Below are 20,964 nucleotides of genomic sequence, written 5' to 3'. Positions count from 1 at the left end.
GCTTTTAACTGTAGCTCCTTCTCGAAGCGAAAGTCGGACAGCAGTTACCTTAAATTCCGTAAGATATTGTTGAGTTTTTTTACCTGATTTATAAGCTGGCATAATCACCTCCAATTACAATTGAAGGTGTCCATTAGATCGGGTCAACTACAGAATCCGTCTTGAAGTGTTTGTTATATGCTGTGGTACAGTAGTTAAAGAGGCGGATTCCAGTCATCATTGTGGATGCCAACACCACCCCCTACAGCAGGCTGTGGAATAACGCGTAACTCATTTTTCTTTATCCAGAATACTGAGCCTGTCGAACTATAATTGCTAACCTGACAACTAGCCAAATCCCCGGTTATATCGAGTACCTTGTATTCTTGAGTGAGGTCTTTAAGATGAATTACTGAATCACCAATATTAATTTCAATCATTTACTTGTTCCTATTTCAGTTACTCGCTCCTGGAACATTATACGGCAAGAGCAAACGAAACGTAACTGTAATGAAATTGTAAAATATTAGAATGCTATTTACAGAAGTGGCATATAACATCCCAATAACAGACAGGTTCCCACCTACCCGACTTTCGACTAATTTATCATAAACCATTAAAAATTAAAGAAAACACAACTTACAAAACTAGCCATCGACAAAGCGAGACCAAAAACTCAATAAAACATACCACTTTCAATATTCAAACTTAATAAACTGTGTAGATATACAGAAAAGAAAGTAAAGATGGTAAGTAAATCAGCCATGAACTTGATATTAGGTTTTGTAGAGAAAACGCTAGTCTTCAAAAATGTGTAGAGCATTTGATCTAACAAGGTTTGGGGCACTTTCGAGCTAGAAAGTGCCACGGGTAAAAATCAACCTGAGAAGCTTTTGGACAAAAACGAGTCACAACCTCAAACTAAAACCTTCCGCACCTGCATAATTTGAAAACATATATAAATACCTTTGGTTAACCACTGAGGTATTCACATGAGTAAACTATTCAAATTTACCCCAACTAAACTTAACAACATTCCCCCCCACGATAGACGGTCTAAATCCACCAACAATGAAGTCTCTGATACCGAAGTGCAGGGCTTGAAATTGCTTATCGGCAAATCTGGAAAAAAGCGCTTCTTGCTGCGGTTTATTTCGCCAATTTTAAAGCGAAAATCCAGTATTGCCATTGGCCCATGGCCCGATATGGATTTGCCTACTGCTCGCAATAAAGCGCGTAAGTTAAAGGTACAAATCGCGGATGGTATCGACCCTAAACTTGAAAGGGATAAGCAAGTCGAAACCCAAGTCCCTACTTTGTATGACTTCTTTCACGATACCTTTATTGTTTCTAAGAAAAGTAAAGGTAAGAAAACGTGGCGTGATGATATAGCTAGGTTTGAGCACTGGAAGCACCTACATACGAAGTCTATCGATAAGATAACTGGCGTCCATCTTCATCAAGTTCAAGCAAAGCTATTAGCAACGGAGTATCGCCCCGGTAAGAAGTACGCAGCAGCCACGGTCGATCGTACTATTGCCTTGATGAAAACGATCCTAAAGGAAGCATATCGCCTTTTAGACATCCCCTATATCGGCGATAAGGTCTCGCTTATCAATCCAGATAACATGAGGACTCGCTACTTAACTATGGAAGAAACGGCAGCAGTGATACGTGCATCACGAGATTACTATTGCCGTGTGACTGGGAACTTCATAGCGCTTCTGTTTCTTACCGGATGTAGGGACTCTGAACTTCGAACCCGAAAATGGAAAGATATCAGCTTGATTGATAAAACCATGTTCGTTCCTGATACCAAGAACGGCTCCAGTATGACGGTGCCACTAACCCCCTTCATGATCGAACTGTTCCGGGAGCTATTAAACATGAGACAGAAAGGTAATCCATACGTGTTCTTTGGTCTAAAGGAGAGAAGCCATATCTCACAACCTAGAAATGCTTTTACTCGAATCAAAGAGAGGGCAGGGATTAAGAATCCGAAAGAGGTTTGTTTTCATGTTGCCCGTCATAGCTTTGCGACAAATTTAATCGAGAATAATGTCGATGTGCTGACTGTACAGCGTTTAATGAACCATAAGGATTTAAGCAGCACTCAGAGGTATGTTAAGCATTCCAAGGAAAAGCTGCTCAACAGCTCGGACACTTTGTCTTCGGTATTGAAAGAACAGGCTCCAAGGCTGGCACACCGCATCAGTTAAATAGTTTTAACCTTAAAATCAAACATATATAAAAATTACATATATGCCCCTACTGGCTCTAGCTAGTAGGGGCTTTTTCGTATCTGGAATAAGGGGAAATACATGCAAGTAATAAAAACTTTTACGGAGTTAATGGCATTGAAAATGGCGAACTCTGATAAGGAAAATCTAATTGGTCATTTAGCTGAAGTGACAGATGGAGATTTGAATGATTTGGAGAAAAGTTGGGACGAAATAGGCATCACTCTGATTTTGTTCGATGAGAGCGATACCAATCAAGACCTCGATCATATGGATGAACAGACCAAGTACCTGATTGAGTTCGTCACTAATCACCCAGAGTACGTGCTGCTTATCGGCTCTATGGTCATTGCTCTAGGGGTTCTTAACGACCATGGCTCAGGTTGTTTCTTAGCCGGATATACCAGTAACCAGCTCCATCCAATTCAGACGCTATTGACTCAGGTTGATAGCAAGTAGTCACTCACGCAGCAATATTTCACATTATCACCGACAGGAGAATATCTATGAACCAACGCAAAGTAGACCCAGACTTCCCTAATGCTGGCACTCAAGATGAGCAGCACCAAGAGATTAATCATTTCGAACAAATCGTATTAACAGGTGCAGCGCCGAAACTAGCAGGGACTGGCAAGGTCTTGTACGAAGTGGCGTTGCATAATGAAGAAAAGCAACTCTACTTCAGGATTGTAGGGCAGCAAGGTGGCTCAGGACTTCATTCAAAAGAGTGGCTATCCGTAAATAACATGCTTAAACTTATAGAAGCGCAGAAAGATAAACCATGGAAAAGTCAGCTGTACAAGCAGTTGTTTAATGGAGGTTCAGCAAACAACCATTCGTTCTGTTCCGTGATAATTAGGGACTTAGGTTTAGCATCAAAAACGGATTCATCACGCTACTTACATGTACTTTCAACAGACTTCGAAGATAAGAAAAGTGCATTACTGGCACTCGCCAAATCTCAAACCACATCTAAGAAAAAATAACCCTACCAGACAGTAAGACGACAGAAGAAATTTGCTAAGTCGATGAGTTGTAATCTGTTTACTTCATCAGGTGATTACCGCTAAGAAACGATGAGTAATACACTCACTGCTGATATCACTACTCGACGGATTTCAAATTCCTTGAGTTATCACTGGAAGAGTTAATGACGAGATCAGAATACTCACCTCGAACCAAGCCATTTCCAAGTTTTCATACCTCGCACTACACAAGAGTGCATTCCTAACAAACTAAAAGAGAATTTATTATGAAACTATGCTTTTCAAAGAATAAGCTGACTTTACCTGTCAGTGTGGATCTTCAAGATACTTTAAACCGAGTGATTAGCGAATCAGGTAAATGGACACCCATGATCCAATCAGTCGTGATTAACTTTCGAGAAAAATCATACTGTCCTGAGAGTGGTGGCTACCATCCTGTGGAGGTTCGTATCACTAGGCTTAATGACCAATGGGTTTTCGATTACATCACTGACTTTAGTTACTGCGGATTGATGCCTGAGCTAGAGAAAGAAATCGACTTTGATTTTGGTCATGGTGTGGCTTACATCCGTCATATGGGGGAAGTTCCCATTACTGAATCCAGCGTCGCTGAGTTCTATTCGATGTGGGAAACCAACTTTCTAGGCTACATCGGAATGGACTGCTTTGATGAGATAAAAGTCACGGTGGATTAGTCCATCACTAACGAATCAAGTTGAAAGCACCATGTATGCACCATAAAATCCGCCTCTCACTTCCTAGTGACACTAAGGCTTCCTATTGCTCCATGTAACTCATGGTGTGATGGGAAGCCTTTTTCATTTGGGTAACGTTCTACAACGGATTACTTAAACGTTGCCATCGGGATTCAGAGAGGATGAAGTTGCTGGACTGCAATGGACGGTGGAAACACCAAGGAAGGGAGATTCAATTTTAACGAGTTTGCTTGGTTCTCACTGGTGTTTTGTCATTAAAGACTCCCATTGCTATCTGAAAGCAATGGGAGTGAGTGTTTAGGTTTAGCTATGGCGCGTAACGTATAGAGGTATTGAGAACGGCTTCCTCGGAGATTTTCCATAGTCATACGTTCTAATTACAGCGCCAAGAGCGCACCTTAATTCAATGTTTACAGCTTGGAGTGAAAACTTGGATACTTTCACTTTTGGCATTAGAAACAAGGTCAAAATGGGTATTTCGCTAAATGACAGAGATAAGCATTGATTGGAATAGGAACTTGTCATTTATAAGCTCAATGACAAGTCCAATCGATTAAAACATTCTCACTAAAATAACCAAGTAATCTGACTCAAGATAACCACCACAGCGACATTGGTGATATCGACGATAAACAGATATGGACTGGATTCAGTGGTTTTAAGCAGAGTTCTAGCATCAGTTCTCATAGTAATACCCCTATATATTCAACCTGCTCAAAGCGCAGTTATTTATTAGTTAGTCACCGTTCACCGAAAAATAGCATCGTTTTGAGTCTTCCCTTAACTGGTATCGGTTCGAAGTTTGGTAAAATACCCCAGTTCCCATATCTAACATCGAAAGCTTAAAAAAACGGTACATAGTCGTTTCTTTATGACATGGAGCGACTACAACAGAGAACAGAAACAACATTATGCATTGGTGATTGCATTTCATCTCAACAAAGCATCAACAAGCCAACCAACGTACTTCAATTAGCTCAGTGCCTTCTACTAGGTTGAATCCAGATACGCTTGGAGCTCTTGCTTCAACAAGTAACGTATCCAGTCAGGTGAGAGCACTTCTGCATGAGGTAGCCACGTTTTAAGTTTACGTAGTAATTCTGGAATGTTCTTGGTCTGGTGACTAACAAGCACTTGCCCTGAATCCAGCTCTTTCAATACTTGGAAGTCATCAGAGTTACCTTCATTTAAGAAGGCTCCCACGCCTTTAGCACTCATCTGTATAACCACTTCAACGGTATTGAGTCGTTCATCTTCATATCCACAACCAGTCAGCTTCTGTTCAATGCTAGGGTTAGGAGAGTATTTATCCTCGTAACGCACTAACTCACGAATCTTCGCCACTCTGAGAGACTCTAGGCGGTTTCTGTGTGTCCCGACAATGAACCACAATCCGCGTTCATTCAACAGTTTGTAGCTGTGGAACTCATCGTAGGTTTTCCCTTCATGGCTAAAGCTGATCACGTTTCGTCGCTGTATCGATTCGATAAGTTTCTCGAACACCGAAGCATGTTCACTGATGTCCTCGACTTGTGGGTTCTTGAAGAGAAAGGGTGGGGTGCTCTTGTTGTTCAATACACCATTACTTAGATAGTGCTTACCCGAAAACAAAGTATCGAACCCCATGTTTAACAGCAGGAGAGATAGCTCGTTATTGGTCTGTCTGCCTAAGAACTTAGGGTCTAACGAGTAACAAGCTCCGTCACGTTGTATAGGTAGGTAATTTAACCTTTCATTGAAGTCACGATTTAAAGTCCTTCTTGTCACCCCAAATTCACGGCTTAAATCATCCAGATGCAACTTCTCACCTGTATTTAAACGGGTCAGGATGATGCCAAGTCGTTTCGCTAGTTTGTCATGCTCTTTCATTCTACGCATTGTAGATAGGTCACTCGCCAGGTGGTGTCGTGGTCGGAAAGAGCCTGATTATTTCTAGCTAATTTTCATAAGGTTACTGATATTGCTATAGCTTTCATCGGTTACCTCAAGGTATGTCTTACAAGGCATTCATCAATCATTTCAATATTTCTACATCTGAGCGACACACCCTGTCGTTCACCCTCTTTAAACTAATCATCAATCGCGTTAACGCCGTCTCTTATAAGCGGCGTCATTACGTATTTAAGGAAAACAGAAAATGAAAACATCAATCATCCTGCTAGGTCTAACTTCACTATTCACATCTTCAGTATTTGCAGGTGGGACGTTCGGAGGTAATCCGGGCGATATCTCGAAAATGAAAGAGCTGCTAGAGCCACAATGGAATGGTAAAGCAGGCATTCAGAATACAGCGTCTTACGGTGTCATAGTGCAATGGAAAGCGGATGTCTGTGGAACCATGAATGGTCATGTTACTGATGTGACTCAATGCGGCCCAGATAGCCCGAAAGGTAAAGCACAATAAGTTTTGTTGCGGAGCTTGGCTCTCGATATCTCAGTTTCGAAATTGGAACTCTCTAGGCTGAGACATCAATGAGCTCCGCAACACTCAATCAACCAACAACAAGGAGCCTTAACATGGCGATTAAATCAATAACAACATTAGTTACAACCTGTCCTGCATGTGGTGAGCGTGCATATGATGATGGTAGCTGTCAGGTGTGTGGTCACTCTCACTAAAGCTGCATTCACAAAAACTCTAAAAGGTCATGTTCTTCATTGAGCATGGCCTTTTTTCGTATCTACAGAAAAGGAGTAAGTACGTGGATAAAGACAACTATTCTGAACCACAAAAAGGATCAGAGACTCTATCTAAAAGTAGGAAGGAATTAGGATTCAAAGCTGCCCAGCTTGGTGGTGCTATAGGTCTTCGATTTGGTGGGCCATATGGAATGTTAATTGGGACAATCTGCGGATTTTCAGCAGGAATTTTGATTGATGAGGTACTGGAGGACTAGAAAGGGTTGAGGTGTTAACGTCTTGGTTAACACCTCGATGTAGGCAATCATCGGCAATAAATCTGGGTAAGGTCTGGTCAATAATACGGGCATATTTTTTTCTTTTAGAACATGTTACGTCCCATTACCTCATTGATGGTTTCTTGCAATTTTTCAGCGGTTTCCTTGTAACCAAATGAGTTTCGTTTTGGTTCATAAGGATGGAATAAATTATCAAGTAACTTACGCATAATCATACCCAAACGAGGGATTTTACCGTGTAGAGATTCGACTTTTTCAGCTGCACGTTGTACTTCATTCTTTCGCTTGATACGTGGTTGATTACCTTTATTACAATCCTTTAAAAACGTATCTACTAGTCGTTTATAACGTGTCGGTGTTTTAGGTTTCATGAGTCATACTCCAGAGTTTATTAAGGGCTAATCTGAGCAACATTAAGATGCTTGGTTATAGAAATTCCAGTCCGGCTTGTAACGGCGAGATGGGGTTTTACTCTCAGTCGCTTTGTGCATTTCTTGGATAATTAAATGTTGCATATCCAAATCATCACAAGGGATGAAAGACAAAATACGGTTGTGTTGGGTACGGAGAATGACACCGTTATATTTGATGCTTTGATGTTGTTCGTAACCCAATATAGAGTTCTTACGTACCCAGCTACCCGTTGGAAGGGGTATCCAGTAGTTAGCATCACGAATGCAGAGCTTTTCCAACTCAGAATGCAATGCTTCGAGCTTTTTCTCACTCTTTTCATCTTTAAGAATTAAATGGGCTAACTGCTTCCCGTTTCCTGCTCTGACACTAACGTGGTTTTTGTTCTTGTTGATTGATGCTATGAGACTCGATGACACCTGTAACTTGTCACTGAATACAGACACTGTGCTCTTTTTTCCTTCGGTTGCCATGAATGCTCTCCTTAATAGGTGATAGAAAAACCGAAACGTCATAATGTCGTTTCGGTAACAAGTTATGCAGCTTCAAGGGTGGGTTGACCTTCTAACTGTTGGCGTAACTTATCGTTCTCGTCTTCAAGTTCTTTCAAGCGAGATTCCATTTCAGTCAATTTATTCAGAAGGCCATTACTTTCAGATTGATTAGCTCTTTCTTTCTCAACTTTTAACTGAGTTGCAAAGTCCTTCAACATTGCATTGATGGTGTCAGAATTAACATCGGGGTGTTGTTCTAGATGTTGTTTAATTTGCTCACGTAAAGGGGCATAACGTTTACTCGATAGCTTGTAAATGTTGGTAAATCCCACTTTGCGACATTCTTCCAACGTTCCAAAATCAGATAAACCTGTCCAACGCGTTAACGTGCGTTTATCAACCGTACGTCTACCGTTACCGATAATATTTTCATCACGCCATTTACCGAACTTATTCTTGTTCCCTTGGAAGAGCTGTCTAGCTTCATGCATTGCAGCACCAATATCGTACTGAGCTTGTTCACACTGTTCTTTATCAACAACACGAGCAGCTCCAGCGTTCGACAAGTCGTTAACTACTGCATCAGCTAATTCTTTTAGACGGCTATCGGTGGGCTCTACGGCTTTATTTTTATCAGTCATTTTCTTTACTCCAGATTAGAAAGAGCTCCATTTAAACTTCTTTTACCCATGTGGTCAAATGATAAATTTCATATAATTCAGGTACTTATGTTTGTTTTTGAATGTTTCTAGAGAAAGAGCGGGAAGTGGATTACAAGGGGGCGCATGAGCGTTTAAAAGGTGTTTAAAGAGGGGGTTACCGGTTTGCTTGTCACTTAAAAGGCAGATTTAATCCCTCGGTAGAATCGGTTTAAGAGTCTGTTAGGTATGTGGTGGTATGTTTTTTGAACAGGAAAATCCAAGGTTCTTTATGTTTTATTTCCGTGATTTAGATCTCATTCGTGAGGTTGGTCAATAATAGACAGTTACCTGTTTGCCATTGATAGTGACAAAAATCACGATAGACTAACTCAGCGTGAATTGAATAATTTCATTTAAATCATAGCATTAGGAAAGAAAATGGATGTTGCATCTTGATAGTGTAATTAGGTCACGCAATTCACCGCTGATTACATCAGTAATATCACCACGAAATCGTAAACCTAATCTCCTATCAAGACACAACATCCATCATTAGGTTGTTTTTTCTTTAAAGTCAGTATCTTAAACGATTACATCTTGGCGATGACCACTGCTTTTTCTGCTATCTATAACCTCTATCACGAGTCCTTCAGCATCATTTTTACTTCATCCAGTTCGTCTTTATGGAAAAAGTGTTCTATCTCCATGTCAGGGAACGTTTCAATTAACCAATGTAATAGCGGTATGAGTCTTGGGGTTGCAGCGAGTACATTAGGACGGAAAGCTGCCTGTCGTGAATTGCTGATAGCGTTCGGAGCGATTTCAAACCCTGCATTGTTAAACAGTTCGGTAAGTTGTTTGAGGGTGAGTTTCTTGCCCTTAATGGTTTTGGTGAGTCCGTAGCTCTCTTTAGATAGTGCTCTCAACGCAAGCTTGAGTAAGACACCGTGTGAACCATCTTCTTCATATTTAATGTGTGAGCCTTTAAGTTGTGGCTTCGTCTTGCTGTAATCGATCCAGTCTTCCCAGTCGCTCATATTTTTAAGGCAGTTAGTACGTCTCCACCCATCGAACAATGCGCGAGTCTGTTGTCCCTCTTGCTCGTTCTTCCAAGGTACGGTTTCGAAATAGATATGCTCGACGATGTGACCTTTTGGATGGCGGATTTTGGTCATGCGAGGATTTACGGGTTTACGCTTAAAGTCGAACTCTAAGTTGAGTGTCTTTTCTCGTTGGATTTCTATCAGATCCATATCCTTGAGATACATATCGCGTGGAGAGATCAACGAGTTGTTAGGGATCTTCTGTCCGGGATAGCGATCTAAGAACAGTTCGACCATATAAGCATTTTCTTTTTCAGGTGATACTAATGCAGCTTCTGGTGGTTTGACTCCTGCTTTTGCGATTACAGGTTCTGTTTCACCGTGTTCACCTGTTAGTTGACCACGGGTTTTCATGGCGATGATCTGTTTTGCATGGTGCTTAAGCTTGATCATCTTTCCGTCACCCGTTTGCTCACAGATCTTGCTGAATCGTTTGCTGATGGTTCCTGAAACGTGGAGCTGTTCTTCAGTACAGTCTACGAGGTATCCATCTGTTGTGGCACTTACAATTGTAACGTCGTCGCCATGGTGTTTATGAATCCCTGCTAATTGCTCAGAGAGAACCGATCTAACGACCCCTGTGGCACTGGCAGCAAAATATGGATTAGTAACAGGAGAGTGCGGTATGTTTTTGCTTAACCCATCTGATGTGTTGAAGCCTCGTTTTCCTTTTTTAAGTCCCTGTCCCAATTTACCGTATAGCGTGTTGCCAATCTCTTTCCAGAGCTTCTGCCTAAATGTATCGTTCTTATCGGTGTACTTTTGTCTTTGCTCTCTGATGAGTTCGGTGAAGCCTTTAAAGAGTGGTTCTTTATCTTCAATCCATGGAACAATGACCCCGAACTGAATTTCAATATCACATCCCATGTTATGTGCGACTTCTAGTTCAGGAGCTGTACAGTATGAATAGCCTTCCAGTGGGTAATAAAGGCCATAGAGGTCAGTTCTAACGGGTAGGCATGGAAATTTCGTAGTGTCTTTATTGAAGCTGAATTTAACGTAAGCAAACCCCATCTTATGACCAATGTAATCATTGATGTCTGTTGAGGTGAAGCTTCTCTCAAACGAAACTGGTTTAATGTCCATTAACGCATTGACGTAGGCCGTAGCCAAGTCGAAATCGTTGTAGTCGCCAATGTTGGAACCGCCAAACACGTAACATTCGTTTCTGCCACCATGAAAACAATCTATTGCCAGTTGTTCGAAGACGCGACGACCAGCTGTAATGACAGTTTCTTTCTTCTGCATGACTCGACCTTTAGTTTGATTCCAATATTGAATCGTTTTGGTCTCCATACCGAGTGCTTGGTTTAATGTATCTTTATCACCTGTGAGTGCTTTGAAGAGGGATACTGAGAAGTTACCTAGTGTTGATGGTAGATGTTTAAATTGAAGTTTATCTAACCGTTCTTCTGGAACTTTATCTTTGAGTGATGCTTTGATGTCTTCGAGGGCGAAATGTTGCATCTCTAATCCGTATTTAACTGTTATTTCGGCATCTCTTAGGGCATAACGGAGGAAGAGTGGTTCATCTGAAACTAACAGTTCATCCATTCGGTCTTTACGGTAAGGCTCTGGGATCACTTCTTTAGGTATGTTGATGAGTTCCCCGACGCTATCAAGTCCACTTTGCCCCGGACTGAGTAGTAATGTATCTACAAAGCGCACGCGACTCTCACGTTTCTTGCCATGCTTGTCTGTGAAGTGGACAGGTTCTGAAGCCTGTTTTGTTCTGCCTACTGCGTCTAAATCGATGCCGTATGCGCCACGGGTTGACGCGACGGTGCCTCTAATGACTTCTAGTTTTGCTTTTTGGCTGGTATCCCAGAATGCTTCGAAGGACACCATATCTGCTCTGAGGTAATGTGCGTAGATATAGATGTCTTTAGGCCAGCCTTTAATGAATCCACGACCGATAGCAGCTTGAAGTGTCTCAACTAAAAATTCTTCAAACTTCTTACGGGGTTTCTTAACTTTGTTGATGGCTTTGAGTTCATCTTCACGACTCTTGTTTGCTGCTCTAGATTTCTTAATTACCTCAGCAACAGGGGTCAGTATCACATCGCTCATGTGGTGCTCACCTGCGATTAGGTAATACTGATAGGACAGAATGTCGTTTCGGTTTTCTTCCTCGTTGTAGACATATTCGCTGTCTATACCAATGTGAACGGCTTCATCATTGCCTTTGAGTGCTTGCCACGGTGATTGTTTTTCATTCTCGAAGTAGATATCGAGCTCTTCATCGACGGCCTTGCTTGAGTATTCATCGGTTTGCTCTTTTTCTAGAAATTCGTCAAGTTCAACGTCGGTTGATTCTGTGGTCTGGTCGGCGGTTTCTACTTGGAAGTATTCGTCGAGTTCTTTATCTATGACTTCAACATGGTTAGATTCATTTTTCTGACTCATCGTTATTCTCTTATGACCAAGTGTTTTATAAGTATTTGAAGTGTTAGTCTTTATACCACAGTGTAAATCTGGTGTTGAATGTAACTTCGAGTAGGCTTGGTGTGTGAGTGTCGTGGTTATGTGAGGTGAATGAGTGGTAGTGCGATGATTTTAGATTTTCTGAAGTTGGGTATGGGAAGTTGGAATCTGAGCTAAGGTGGAAACCTTTGGCTGATATGGGAACTTTGAAAGCGATGCTGTTTTTCGTCGAACGTAACTAAACTAATAAATAACTCTGGTAAGAGGTTGAATATTAATGGTAATTAGCATAGTAGTGAGTGCTAGGTGGTTGAGTCTGAAAGTCCTAGGAACCTATGTGAGTTATGAATGACCTAATCTCTGAGTGGGATTGGGTAGCATCTATCTACGGTAGATTTATTGGTTTCACTTCAGAAGCAATTGCCTTCGCAGTTGATAAGCGCTTGTGGTTGGTTAATGGCAGTGAGCTGGTCCACATGGTCGAAGATGGACGCAGCTTTCTGAATAAACCAGTAATACCTGAACCTGAAAGAATGTCGGCGGTTGAAGATAGAGTTTGCCCTAGCTGCCAATCTAAGCTTGTGATGCGCGTTGCTAAAAGGGGAGTTAATTCGGGTAAGAGTTTTTATGGCTGCTCGACTTATCCGAAGTGTCGTTATACATGTGATTGTTAATATATGTGCAAATTGTAATTGCAGGGATTAGGGCAGAATCGCTTAGTGATCACGCTTTACCCAAAGTACTTTCTAACTCGAAAATGCCCCAAAACGATTTAGATTTTTAACTCGAAAAATTTCAGTGCGACTAAATTGGCTTAGAATTTCTAATCAATATAGAGTGTTTGAATCTTTAACCTTACAGACGCAACTAAATGAACTACGAGTGCTCTTCAATAGCCTTAATTACATCGCTTACGTCTTCATAAGGGATTTGGATATAAGCAGGTACTGGGAAAGTACGCATACGAATCTTACTACCAGATAAAATCTTACGTCTAAACTTTTGAGGTCTCATGGTGCACTCTAAACCACTTGCAGGATCGTAAATAATCACGGCATCTTCTTTTAAAGTAATATCCATACTTAGCCCCTTCCGACGTTTGAATCTCAGATATTATAAATATCCAAAAAACAAATGTATGGTGTCAAATCACAGTTATTTGATTGTATCTCGCCAGCTATTGGACAAGCACTGATAAGACCACTTCCTAAATTGATGTGGAATTGGTGGGGCAACTTATTAACATTTGTAGTCACTTTATGAGATCCAGACTAGTTGGGTAAGTCGCGTGTAATTAGTAGAATATGGGAAGTTTTTATGCCACATGGAACTCAATGTAGTTATGCGGAAGTACATCGCCTTAGATCGTCAGTTTTTTCCCGTAATAGAAAGCCACAAGGACTCTGAAGAGCTAGATGTTTCTCTTAGTTTGGGAATCAATGATGCTGACAATTGGAAGTCTCTATTAAGTGAATATCGTACTGTAATTTTAGCCGAGGCAGGCGCTGGTAAGACGGTCGAGTTAAAGGAAATGGCGAGTAAGCTCTCAAATGAAGGGAAGCTGTCTTTTTTTATTCGAATTGAAGATATTGACCGTAACTTTGATGATGCTTTCGAAATAGGTGATGAAGATGAGTTTGAAGACTGGCTTAACTCAAATGGTGAGGCTTGGTTTTTCTTAGATTCGGTGGATGAAGCAAAACTAGCTCACCCTAGAGCTTTTGAAAAAGCTATCAAACGTTTTGCTAAAGGAATTGAGAAAGGGGCGAAGCGGGCTCATATTTACATTTCTAGTCGCCCATATAGCTGGCGTGCCAAGTCAGACAGAGCTCTAGTTGACGTTCATCTGTTCTACCCATCTACTAGTCCTCAAGAAGATGACGACAAAAATAAACATCCCAAAAGTGCATTAAATGTCTATAGCTTACGACCGTTAAATCGAACGATGGTTTATACCTACTGTATCGAAAGTGGAGTTAGAAACATTGATGAACTCCTAGATGAGGTTGAACGGTTAGGCCTGTGGAATCTCGCAGAAAGACCTTTTGATTTGGATATCATCATAACGAAGTGGTTGGATGATCAATCTCTTGATGGGCGACTACATCTGCTACAACACAGTGTTGATGTTCGTCTTAATGAGGTACATAACAATGCTCGAAAGCCTCTTAACTTAGATAAGGCCCGTGAAGGAGCTCAACGGCTGGCTGCTGCCGTGATCTTAACGGGTAATGTAGGGATCAATGTGCCTGATGTCGAAAAGGTAAAGCAAGGAATTGATGCCGACATCATCCTGTATGACTGGGAACGAGAAGACGTTAAGTCTTTACTTGAGTGTGCTTTATTTAATGACATTATTTACGGTGCCGTAAGATTCCGGCATAGGGATATTCGTGAGCTATTAGCAGCACAGTTTTTCGCTGGTTTATTGAAAGAAGAAGGTTTGCGTTCCCAAGTCGAGTCTTACTTTATTAAGGAAGTTTTCGGTGAAACTGTTGTTACCCCTTTATTTCGTCCGATATTGCCATGGTTAATTTTATTTGATGATCGTCTGCGAGCTAAGATCTTGGCTATCAAGCCTGAAATCGCTTTAGAGGAAGGCGACCCTTCTCAGTTGCCGTTGTCAGTAAGGAGGCAAATCCTTTCTGATGTTATAGCTCAAATTGCCAATGATACAGATGGCCATTCTGCTCGTGACAACGCTGCTATTGCCCGAATTGCACAGTCAGATCTAACAAAGGATGTACTCAACCTTATTCACAAATATGCAGACAATGATGATGCAATTTTTTTCCTTGGTCGTTTAGTCTGGCAAGGGAAGATGAGTGCTTGCACCGAACCACTTGTAGAAATTTCTGTATCTAGCGAGCGAAATAAGTATGCCAGAATTGCGTCAGTACGAGCTGTATTAACTTGTGGGGATGAAGAACAAAAAGCTCTTGTCTGGCAAGAGATTATTAGCAGAGGGGAAATCCCTAGAGACCTACTGAGTGAGTTGGTTGACCATACCGTACCCGACGAAAATTCTATTAAATATCTAGTTGAATCAATTCATCATTCAGCTGAGCCGAAAAGATTTGAATCATCGATGTTGGATAGAGCGCTACATGATTTTATCGAGAGAGCTGAAATCAAACTCATTCCAGAGTTACTAAAAGGACTCGGTAGTTATCTTGATGTTGCTCCATTCGTGGAACGAAGGGATTGCAGAGTATCTGAACAATATGCGTGGTTGTTTAGCTCTGCTATCAAGTGTTTGGAAAAGTTATTGGTCAATAGAGACCCATTTGTTTTGTCAGAGGTTTCGCTATCAATTTTAGCAAATGCAGGAGCCTTGCAATTTTGGAGAGAAGGTGATTTAGATGATATTGAACATGACCTTGGCAATCTAGTACCTCAATGGCAAGAGCTTAATGATGCGCTGTATTGGTATAGCATAGAGAAAGCAAGAAAATACCTAAGCGAGCAAGATAAGCCCTTGACTGATGATTGGAGCATCTCATATTTAAAACATTTTTGGGCTTTCAATCGTGATGACTTCTCAAGGTTAGTATCATTTGTCAACACTCGCCTCGAGCAAGATGACCGATTAGTCGCACTGAATGCAGCATTCAGGCTCTATCAACAGTTAGGCTCACCTGTAAACATGTTAGAGGAGCTTCGTATTGCTGTTTTTGGTGAAGAAATCTTAGTTTCACGATTAGAGAGTTTGTTAAATCCGATAACTCCTGAATCGATGCTAAGATACGAGGCTAAGCAATCGAAGTATCGTCAAAAAGCGGAAAAAAAGCGGAAAAAGCAAGAAAGTAGCCGAATAGGATGGATACAGTCACTACAACAAAACCCGTCTCAGATTACGACTCCAAAGGTAAAATCTGGCGAAATTACTAACAACCATGTTTGGCTATTAAGTGAGCTAGAAAAAGATAGTTCAGGTACAAGTCGACGTAGTGCAAGCCAATGGGAAAGGTTGGCTCCAGAATTTGGCTTGGAAGTGGCAAATGCATATAAAGAGTTTTGTATACGTCATTGGCACAACTTTCGCCCACAACTGCACTCAGAAGAGAAGATTGGTAATTCAATCCCTTACGCACTGTTACTTGGCTTAGCTGGTCTGGAAATTCAAGCAAGTGAAGACTCTACTTTTCCTAAGTCTCTGAGTAGTAAAGATCTTACTACTCTATTGCGCTATATCACATGGGACATCAATGGATTTCCTAGTTGGTTGGAGGTCGTACACCGGGATTATCCAGAGGAAACAAATAACGCCATTCTTAAAGAGGTGTTTTGGGAGCTAGAGAATAATAGCAAAGCCAAAGAGGTTTCAAGCCACATTCTACACGACTTGGTGTATCACGCACCTTGGCTCAAACAACATCTCGCTGGCGCTGTATTCGAGTACCTAATCAGTTCAGGAAATCTAATCCAAGCCAATAAGGAGTACTGCTTACGACTCTTGATCGAAGGTGGTATCAGTGCTGAGCAACTATCTTTGCTAGCCCAAAAATACATATCAGCAAGTCAAGGTGACACTCATGAAACTGCGTGGTGGTATGCGTTATTAGTTGATAGTGAGCCTAATCGGGGAATCCCAGAGTTGGAGGAGTGGCTAGCCACGCTTGATCCTGAACTGGCAACGAATGCTGCGGAAGTATTTATGGAAGCGCTGTTAGGTGGTAGGAGTTCACATCGTTCTCTTTATAATGTGGGACGGTTTAAAGTGGTAGCTCACCTGAGGGCTTTGTACATTCTGATGCATAAATATATCAGAGTAAGTGAAGATCTTAAGCGAGCAGGTACAGGGGTCTATAGCCCAACAACGCGAGATCATGCTCAGGAAGCAAGAGATATGTTGTTTAACTACTTGGTCGAGATTCCCTCTAAGGAAAGTTATTACGCATTGACACAGTTGATAGAGGATCATCCTGATGAGTCACATCGGCCGTGGATGAGAAAGAATGCATACAAAATGGCAGAAGCATATGGTGATGCTCCTTTATGGTCAGATAACCAGTTTAAGGAGTTCCATAAAACTAAACAGATCTTTCCTGAGTCGCACAGGCAACTATTTGAACTAGGTGTCCAACAAATCCTTTCGATAAAGGATTGGGTAGAAAACGGTAATGATAGCCCATGGATGACATGGCAAAGAGCGACCAAAGAAAATGAGGTTAGAACGCTAATTGCTGCCGAGCTAAGAAAAAGTGCCAACGGATACTACACAATCGCAGAAGAGCCAGAGTTAGCCAACGAACAAAGGATGGATATTTGGCTTGCTAACCCGAAAGTCACCTCTCCAGTGCCGATTGAGTTAAAGTTACTTGATAAAGGTTGGAGTGGTCCTGAATTGTGCGAGCGGCTTCGAAACCAACTCGTTGGGGATTATCTTAGAGAGGGCACTGCTGGTTGTGGTGTGTTTCTTTTGGTATCACAGAAGTCGACCAAGTATTGGAAGATAGGCGGTAAGCGAGTAGGTGCTGATAAGCTTGCTTCAGCACTTAAAGACTATTGGAAGTCGATTGCACACGGATATGTAGGTATTGATGAGATAGAAGTGATAGTTATTGATATGAATAAAAGAGCTTTAGTCTCTGATTCATGATGTCGCTATCACGGTGTAGCCTACAAAGTTCAAAACAATCATGAATTGTGCTGTCCATCAAACATAATACGTCTTGTAGTGGGAGGCTAAGTGGTAAGTGAATTAGCTTTGGCCAATAAATTAGAGAGAGCTCTTCAGTACAAGAAGTAATCTGTATTTTACTAATTTAGCAAAATCACTGACAAGCTTTTGTCCAGAAATGAGTTTGAATGTAGTTCGACTAGAGATGCTTTGATGGAACCGCCACGCCCGAAGGCAACGGGATTTTGAAGAGGTAGTGTGCTGAAGTCATTGGAGGGGTGTTTATGGTCTATATATGGTTCATCGATTTCGTCGCCAGCTCTGCGGTAGCATCTCCATCATTTCAATAGCGATTACGATCAGAGCGTCGTAGAACAAGGCACCAAATCGGCGCATGACTCCTGCTGGTGGCAGAGTGTTTGTTGATGTCATGTGTTATTACTTCTTTAAAAATTGAGGCGTCAGAATATAGTTTAAGGCTTAGCCTGAAAAGAGACATGACGCACAGCTTATGACTTAGTGGCGAAATTATCGGCAAACACACATGAATTCAAGTTTTTATACTTGCCACATCAGTTCGCATACGTATAATGCCAGACATCGAAAGGGCAATGCCCCAAGATAATGCCGGTATGGTGAAATTGGTATACACGACGGATTCAAAATCCGTTGCCTTCGGGCGTGGCGGTTCAAGTCCGCCTACCGGTACCATATTTTAAGATAGAGCCTCAACGAAAGTTGGGGCTTTGTTGTATCTGGAGTCTGGAAAGCGTTGCCTTCGCGGTGGCGGCAGGAATGCCTGTCCAATCAGTCCGCCTACCGGTACCATATTTTAAGACAGAGCCTCAACGAAAGTTGGGGCTTTGTTGTATCTGGAATTTGGAAAGCGTTGCCTTCGTGGTAGCGGCAGGAATGCCTGTCCAATCAGTCCGCCTAAACCGGTACCATATATAGAAAGGTCGCTTTTATAGCGACCTTTCGTCGTTTTGGGCGTTTGTGAATTTGAAATCCAGCTTGTTGGCTCGGATGCAAATTACGAATCAGTCAGATCTTGATGTTTCATTCATAAATCTCATCAATTCCCATCGTAGTAATAACCTTCAATAAATTAATCATCTGAAATCAGCCTGTTACCTGTAATTTTTGCTTCTATTGTCTATGTTTAAAGTAGCAATAGAGGAGAAAGATATGCTGACAGTAACCCCTTACTTATTTTTCGATGGTCGTTGTGGCGAGGCGTTGGATTTTTATCATAAATGCTTTGGTGGAGTTGTCTTATCGAAACAACTCTTTAGTGATGCTCCACAGGTAATAGAGGGAGCGCAGCCTGATTGGATCATGCATGCTGAATTCGAAGCCTTTGGTATGAAGCTGATGATGTCTGATGGGGTTAAAGCTAAAGAACTCGAAGGGAATAATCTTGCTCTTTCTCTCGTTACAGATGATACCGCGACCCAAGAGCAGATCTTTGAAAAACTAACACAGGGTGGGCGAATTATGACGCCGCTTGCAGACACGTTTTGGGGCGCTAGGTTTGGCAAAGTTGAAGATAAGTTCGGTATAAGATGGATGGTGCATTGCGACTCTTTAAACTGAACCTGTGAAATAGGATAGTGAAATTGCTGCTTGGTTTTATTAGAATTATAAATAGAGATTATTAATCAACGTTATATATAAAAATGGGCAGCATAAAAATTACCGTAGATCGCATCCAGCCCGGTCTACATATACGACTTCCCGTCAAGTGGAATGAACACCCGTTTCTATTCAATAGCTTTAAAATAAAAGACGATGCTCAGGTTAAGATCATTCGACACCTTGGTATCAAACACGTCTATATAAACCTTAATCAAAGTGATACTTCACCTTTGCCGGTTAACCATATGGTTGAGTTGGAATCAGGTGATGACTTACAGGTTAGTCTTGAAGCTGAAAAAATGTGGCAAGAAAAGCATGATCGCATTGAAACTTTAAGTTCTTACCGACGCAGAGTGAGTAACTGTGAGAAAGAGTTTGAGCGTTCACTTGCTCGAATGCGCTCAGTCATGACCAAAATTCGCAATCGTCCTTTGGATGCGGTAGGAGAGGTGAAATCTCTCGTTGATGATATTGTCGAAACATTAGTATGTGATGATAACGTCACACTCCACCTAATGAATGGTAAAGCTGACTTTGAAGATATCTACTTCCACACACTAAATGTTGCTGTTGTTGCCATGATGATCGGCAAAGCTAAAGGCTACAACACACAACAACTGAAAGCTCTCTCTTTTGCTGCGTTATTCCATGACGTGGGCAAAATCAAAATACCCGTCGCTATATTAAGAAAGCAGAGCGCATTGACGGTGCCAGAAGAGAACTACTTAAAGCTCCATACTAAGTATGGTGCGGATATCGTTTCTGCAATAGATGATTTTCCTGAAACAGCTAAAAAGGTAATTGCTCAGCATCATGAGATGAATGATGGCTCTGGTTACCCAGAAGGCTTAAAGGAAGAAGAGATTGATGAGTTTGCCAAGATAGTAGCAGTTGCCAATGCATTCGATAACTTGTGCCATGGTAAAACACAGTCACCGCCAATGATCCCTTACCTATCGCTTTCTCACTTATATAAGAACTGCAAACACCTATATAGCCAAGACAACTTAAGTCTATTGGTTAAGTTCATGGGAGTGTACCCGCCAGGAACCGTGGTTCAGCTCTCCAATGATTCAATTGGTATTGTTATTTCGGTAAATGCCAAGCATATGCTTTATCCCAATGTGCTGACGTATGACCCTAGCGTGCCCAGAACACAAGCTCCGGTAATCGACCTGCTTGCTAAAGATATAAAAATCGTTAATGCGGTTAATCCCAACAAACTACCTGAACAAGTAAGAGAGTACCTAAACCCTAGGTCCCGGTTGTCTTACTTCTTTGATAGTGGTGAGTAGTTATCCACAGGGTTCTGTGAGTAATTTGTTCGAAAGTTGGGCTTAAAGTGGTACAAATAAGCCCTTGGTTGAAATGTCTTCGTTTAACCTCTTTTTTCAATAAAAAATGCATTTAATGCTTGCCAATATGAGCGGCGTCTCTATAATGCCGCCTCACTGACACGGCAGACGCCACAAGGCTTCAGCGAAGAATGTTAGTAAAGGCAACTAGCTTTGAGTGATAATTCACTCCTACTTTTAGAAAGTAGAAATTAATTCCAAATAAGTGTTTGACACTGAGAATTAAGTCGCTAGAATGGCCGCCTCTTACGAAGTGACGCAGGTCACAACGAAGAGAAGCTCTTTAACAATTTAAACCTATCAATCTGTGTGGGCACTCGTTGATGAATATCAAAAATGAAACTTCGGTTTCAACTTGATTTCAATGAACTGAGTGACCAATCGATAATTTATTATCGGCACAGTCAATTCATTATCATTCTGTTGGAATGATAAT

General features: G+C 41.4%; 16 protein-coding genes, 1 tRNA gene and 2 pseudogenes. 11 read left to right on the top strand and 8 right to left on the bottom strand.

Annotation, left to right across the window (positions count from 1 at the left end):
* Window positions 1-194: 194 nt before the first annotated feature.
* Entirely contained in the window at window positions 195-419 is a 225-nt protein-coding gene (locus F0228_RS25300) for a hypothetical protein (protein ID WP_123953523.1), read from the bottom strand.
* 552 nt (window positions 420-971) lie between these two features.
* Here F0228_RS25300 and F0228_RS25295 point away from each other — a divergent pair.
* The 4 genes from F0228_RS25295 (at window position 972) to F0228_RS25280 (ending at window position 3,900) form a co-directional block, all read left to right on the top strand.
* Window positions 972-2,198 (top strand): site-specific integrase, encoded by a 1,227-nt coding sequence (locus tag F0228_RS25295; RefSeq protein ID WP_171763037.1) that lies wholly within the window; start codon window positions 972-974, stop codon window positions 2,196-2,198.
* Window positions 2,199-2,300: 102 nt separating this feature from the next.
* Window positions 2,301-2,678, top strand: coding sequence for a hypothetical protein (locus F0228_RS25290; protein ID WP_171763036.1), 378 nt, complete (start codon window positions 2,301-2,303; stop codon window positions 2,676-2,678).
* A gap of 47 nt (window positions 2,679-2,725) precedes the next feature.
* Window positions 2,726-3,205, top strand: coding sequence for a hypothetical protein (locus F0228_RS25285; RefSeq protein WP_171763035.1), 480 nt, complete (start codon window positions 2,726-2,728; stop codon window positions 3,203-3,205).
* Between the two features lie 266 nt (window positions 3,206-3,471).
* Entirely contained in the window at window positions 3,472-3,900 is a 429-nt protein-coding gene (locus tag F0228_RS25280; protein ID WP_171763034.1) for a DUF2787 family protein, read from the top strand.
* A 1,011-nt stretch (window positions 3,901-4,911) separates the two neighbouring features.
* Here F0228_RS25280 and F0228_RS25275 read toward each other — a convergent pair.
* Entirely contained in the window at window positions 4,912-5,790 is an 879-nt protein-coding gene (locus F0228_RS25275; RefSeq protein WP_171763038.1) for a WYL domain-containing protein, read from the bottom strand.
* Window positions 5,791-6,058: 268 nt separating this feature from the next.
* Here F0228_RS25275 and F0228_RS25270 point away from each other — a divergent pair, with 268 nt between their 5' ends.
* Together F0228_RS25270 and F0228_RS25265 are read left to right on the top strand one after the other, a co-directional pair.
* Complete coding sequence (locus tag F0228_RS25270; RefSeq protein ID WP_171763033.1) at window positions 6,059-6,325, top strand: hypothetical protein; 267 nt, start codon at window positions 6,059-6,061, stop codon at window positions 6,323-6,325.
* 298 nt (window positions 6,326-6,623) lie between these two features.
* Window positions 6,624-6,818, top strand: coding sequence for a hypothetical protein (locus F0228_RS25265; protein ID WP_010434944.1), 195 nt, complete (start codon window positions 6,624-6,626; stop codon window positions 6,816-6,818).
* A gap of 104 nt (window positions 6,819-6,922) precedes the next feature.
* Here the strand turns inward: F0228_RS25265 and F0228_RS25260 are convergent, their stop codons facing one another.
* The 4 genes from F0228_RS25260 to F0228_RS25245 form a co-directional block, all read right to left on the bottom strand.
* Window positions 6,923-7,210, bottom strand: coding sequence for a hypothetical protein (locus tag F0228_RS25260; protein ID WP_145575916.1), 288 nt, complete (start codon window positions 7,208-7,210; stop codon window positions 6,923-6,925).
* Window positions 7,211-7,252: 42 nt separating this feature from the next.
* Complete coding sequence (locus F0228_RS25255) at window positions 7,253-7,723, bottom strand: hypothetical protein (RefSeq protein WP_171763032.1); 471 nt, start codon at window positions 7,721-7,723, stop codon at window positions 7,253-7,255.
* Between the two features lie 62 nt (window positions 7,724-7,785).
* Entirely contained in the window at window positions 7,786-8,385 is a 600-nt protein-coding gene (locus tag F0228_RS25250) for a hypothetical protein (RefSeq protein WP_102360764.1), read from the bottom strand.
* 638 nt (window positions 8,386-9,023) lie between these two features.
* Window positions 9,024-11,894: a DNA polymerase gene (locus F0228_RS25245; protein ID WP_171763031.1), complete on the bottom strand. Its 2,871-nt coding sequence runs from the start codon at window positions 11,892-11,894 to the stop codon at window positions 9,024-9,026.
* Between the two features lie 422 nt (window positions 11,895-12,316).
* Between F0228_RS25245 and F0228_RS25240 the strand changes: the two are divergent.
* Window positions 12,317-12,586: pseudogene (locus F0228_RS25240) on the top strand (topoisomerase DNA-binding C4 zinc finger domain-containing protein); the annotation flags it as partial.
* Window positions 12,587-12,788: 202 nt separating this feature from the next.
* On the opposite strand, the gene F0228_RS25235 reads toward F0228_RS25240, so the two are convergent.
* Complete coding sequence (locus F0228_RS25235) at window positions 12,789-12,992, bottom strand: hypothetical protein (RefSeq protein WP_171763030.1); 204 nt, start codon at window positions 12,990-12,992, stop codon at window positions 12,789-12,791.
* Window positions 12,993-13,236: 244 nt separating this feature from the next.
* Between F0228_RS25235 and F0228_RS25230 the strand changes: the two genes are divergently transcribed.
* Window positions 13,237-17,514, top strand: a complete 4,278-nt coding sequence (locus F0228_RS25230) for a hypothetical protein (protein ID WP_171763029.1) — start codon at window positions 13,237-13,239, stop codon at window positions 17,512-17,514.
* Between the two features lie 357 nt (window positions 17,515-17,871).
* On the opposite strand, the pseudogene F0228_RS25225 reads toward F0228_RS25230, so the two are convergent.
* A pseudogene (locus F0228_RS25225) lies at window positions 17,872-17,967 on the bottom strand (RDD family protein); the annotation flags it as partial.
* Window positions 17,968-18,161: 194 nt separating this feature from the next.
* Between F0228_RS25225 and F0228_RS25220 the strand changes: the two are divergent.
* The 3 genes from F0228_RS25220 (at window position 18,162) to F0228_RS25210 (ending at window position 20,468) form a co-directional block, all read left to right on the top strand.
* Window positions 18,162-18,246: transfer RNA gene (locus tag F0228_RS25220), tRNA-Leu, on the top strand.
* A gap of 477 nt (window positions 18,247-18,723) precedes the next feature.
* A complete protein-coding gene (locus F0228_RS25215; RefSeq protein WP_008224717.1) occupies window positions 18,724-19,131 on the top strand; it encodes a VOC family protein in 408 nt (135 codons plus the stop codon).
* An 83-nt stretch (window positions 19,132-19,214) separates the two neighbouring features.
* Window positions 19,215-20,468: an HD-GYP domain-containing protein gene (locus tag F0228_RS25210; protein WP_171731153.1), complete on the top strand. Its 1,254-nt coding sequence runs from the start codon at window positions 19,215-19,217 to the stop codon at window positions 20,466-20,468.
* Window positions 20,469-20,964 lie beyond the last annotated feature (496 nt).

Source organism: Vibrio sp. 99K-1 (assembly GCF_013114585.1).
Lineage (GTDB): Bacteria > Pseudomonadota > Gammaproteobacteria > Enterobacterales > Vibrionaceae > Vibrio > Vibrio chagasii_B.
The sequence above is the reverse complement of the archived record's forward strand: the minus strand, read 5'-3'. Positions and strand labels throughout refer to the sequence as shown.

Coding starts and splice junctions, on each gene's coding strand:
- F0228_RS25300 (WP_123953523.1), bottom strand. CDS start 419: ATGATTGAAATTAATATTGGTGATTCAGTAATTCATCTTAAAGACCTC.
- F0228_RS25295 (WP_171763037.1), top strand. CDS start 972: ATGAGTAAACTATTCAAATTTACCCCAACTAAACTTAACAACATTCCC.
- F0228_RS25290 (WP_171763036.1), top strand. CDS start 2,301: ATGCAAGTAATAAAAACTTTTACGGAGTTAATGGCATTGAAAATGGCG.
- F0228_RS25285 (WP_171763035.1), top strand. CDS start 2,726: ATGAACCAACGCAAAGTAGACCCAGACTTCCCTAATGCTGGCACTCAA.
- F0228_RS25280 (WP_171763034.1), top strand. CDS start 3,472: ATGAAACTATGCTTTTCAAAGAATAAGCTGACTTTACCTGTCAGTGTG.
- F0228_RS25275 (WP_171763038.1), bottom strand. CDS start 5,790: ATGAAAGAGCATGACAAACTAGCGAAACGACTTGGCATCATCCTGACC.
- F0228_RS25270 (WP_171763033.1), top strand. CDS start 6,059: ATGAAAACATCAATCATCCTGCTAGGTCTAACTTCACTATTCACATCT.
- F0228_RS25260 (WP_145575916.1), bottom strand. CDS start 7,210: ATGAAACCTAAAACACCGACACGTTATAAACGACTAGTAGATACGTTT.
- F0228_RS25255 (WP_171763032.1), bottom strand. CDS start 7,723: ATGGCAACCGAAGGAAAAAAGAGCACAGTGTCTGTATTCAGTGACAAG.
- F0228_RS25250 (WP_102360764.1), bottom strand. CDS start 8,385: ATGACTGATAAAAATAAAGCCGTAGAGCCCACCGATAGCCGTCTAAAA.
- F0228_RS25245 (WP_171763031.1), bottom strand. CDS start 11,894: ATGAGTCAGAAAAATGAATCTAACCATGTTGAAGTCATAGATAAAGAA.
- F0228_RS25235 (WP_171763030.1), bottom strand. CDS start 12,992: ATGGATATTACTTTAAAAGAAGATGCCGTGATTATTTACGATCCTGCA.
- F0228_RS25230 (WP_171763029.1), top strand. CDS start 13,237: ATGGAACTCAATGTAGTTATGCGGAAGTACATCGCCTTAGATCGTCAG.
- F0228_RS25215 (WP_008224717.1), top strand. CDS start 18,724: ATGCTGACAGTAACCCCTTACTTATTTTTCGATGGTCGTTGTGGCGAG.
- F0228_RS25210 (WP_171731153.1), top strand. CDS start 19,215: ATGGGCAGCATAAAAATTACCGTAGATCGCATCCAGCCCGGTCTACAT.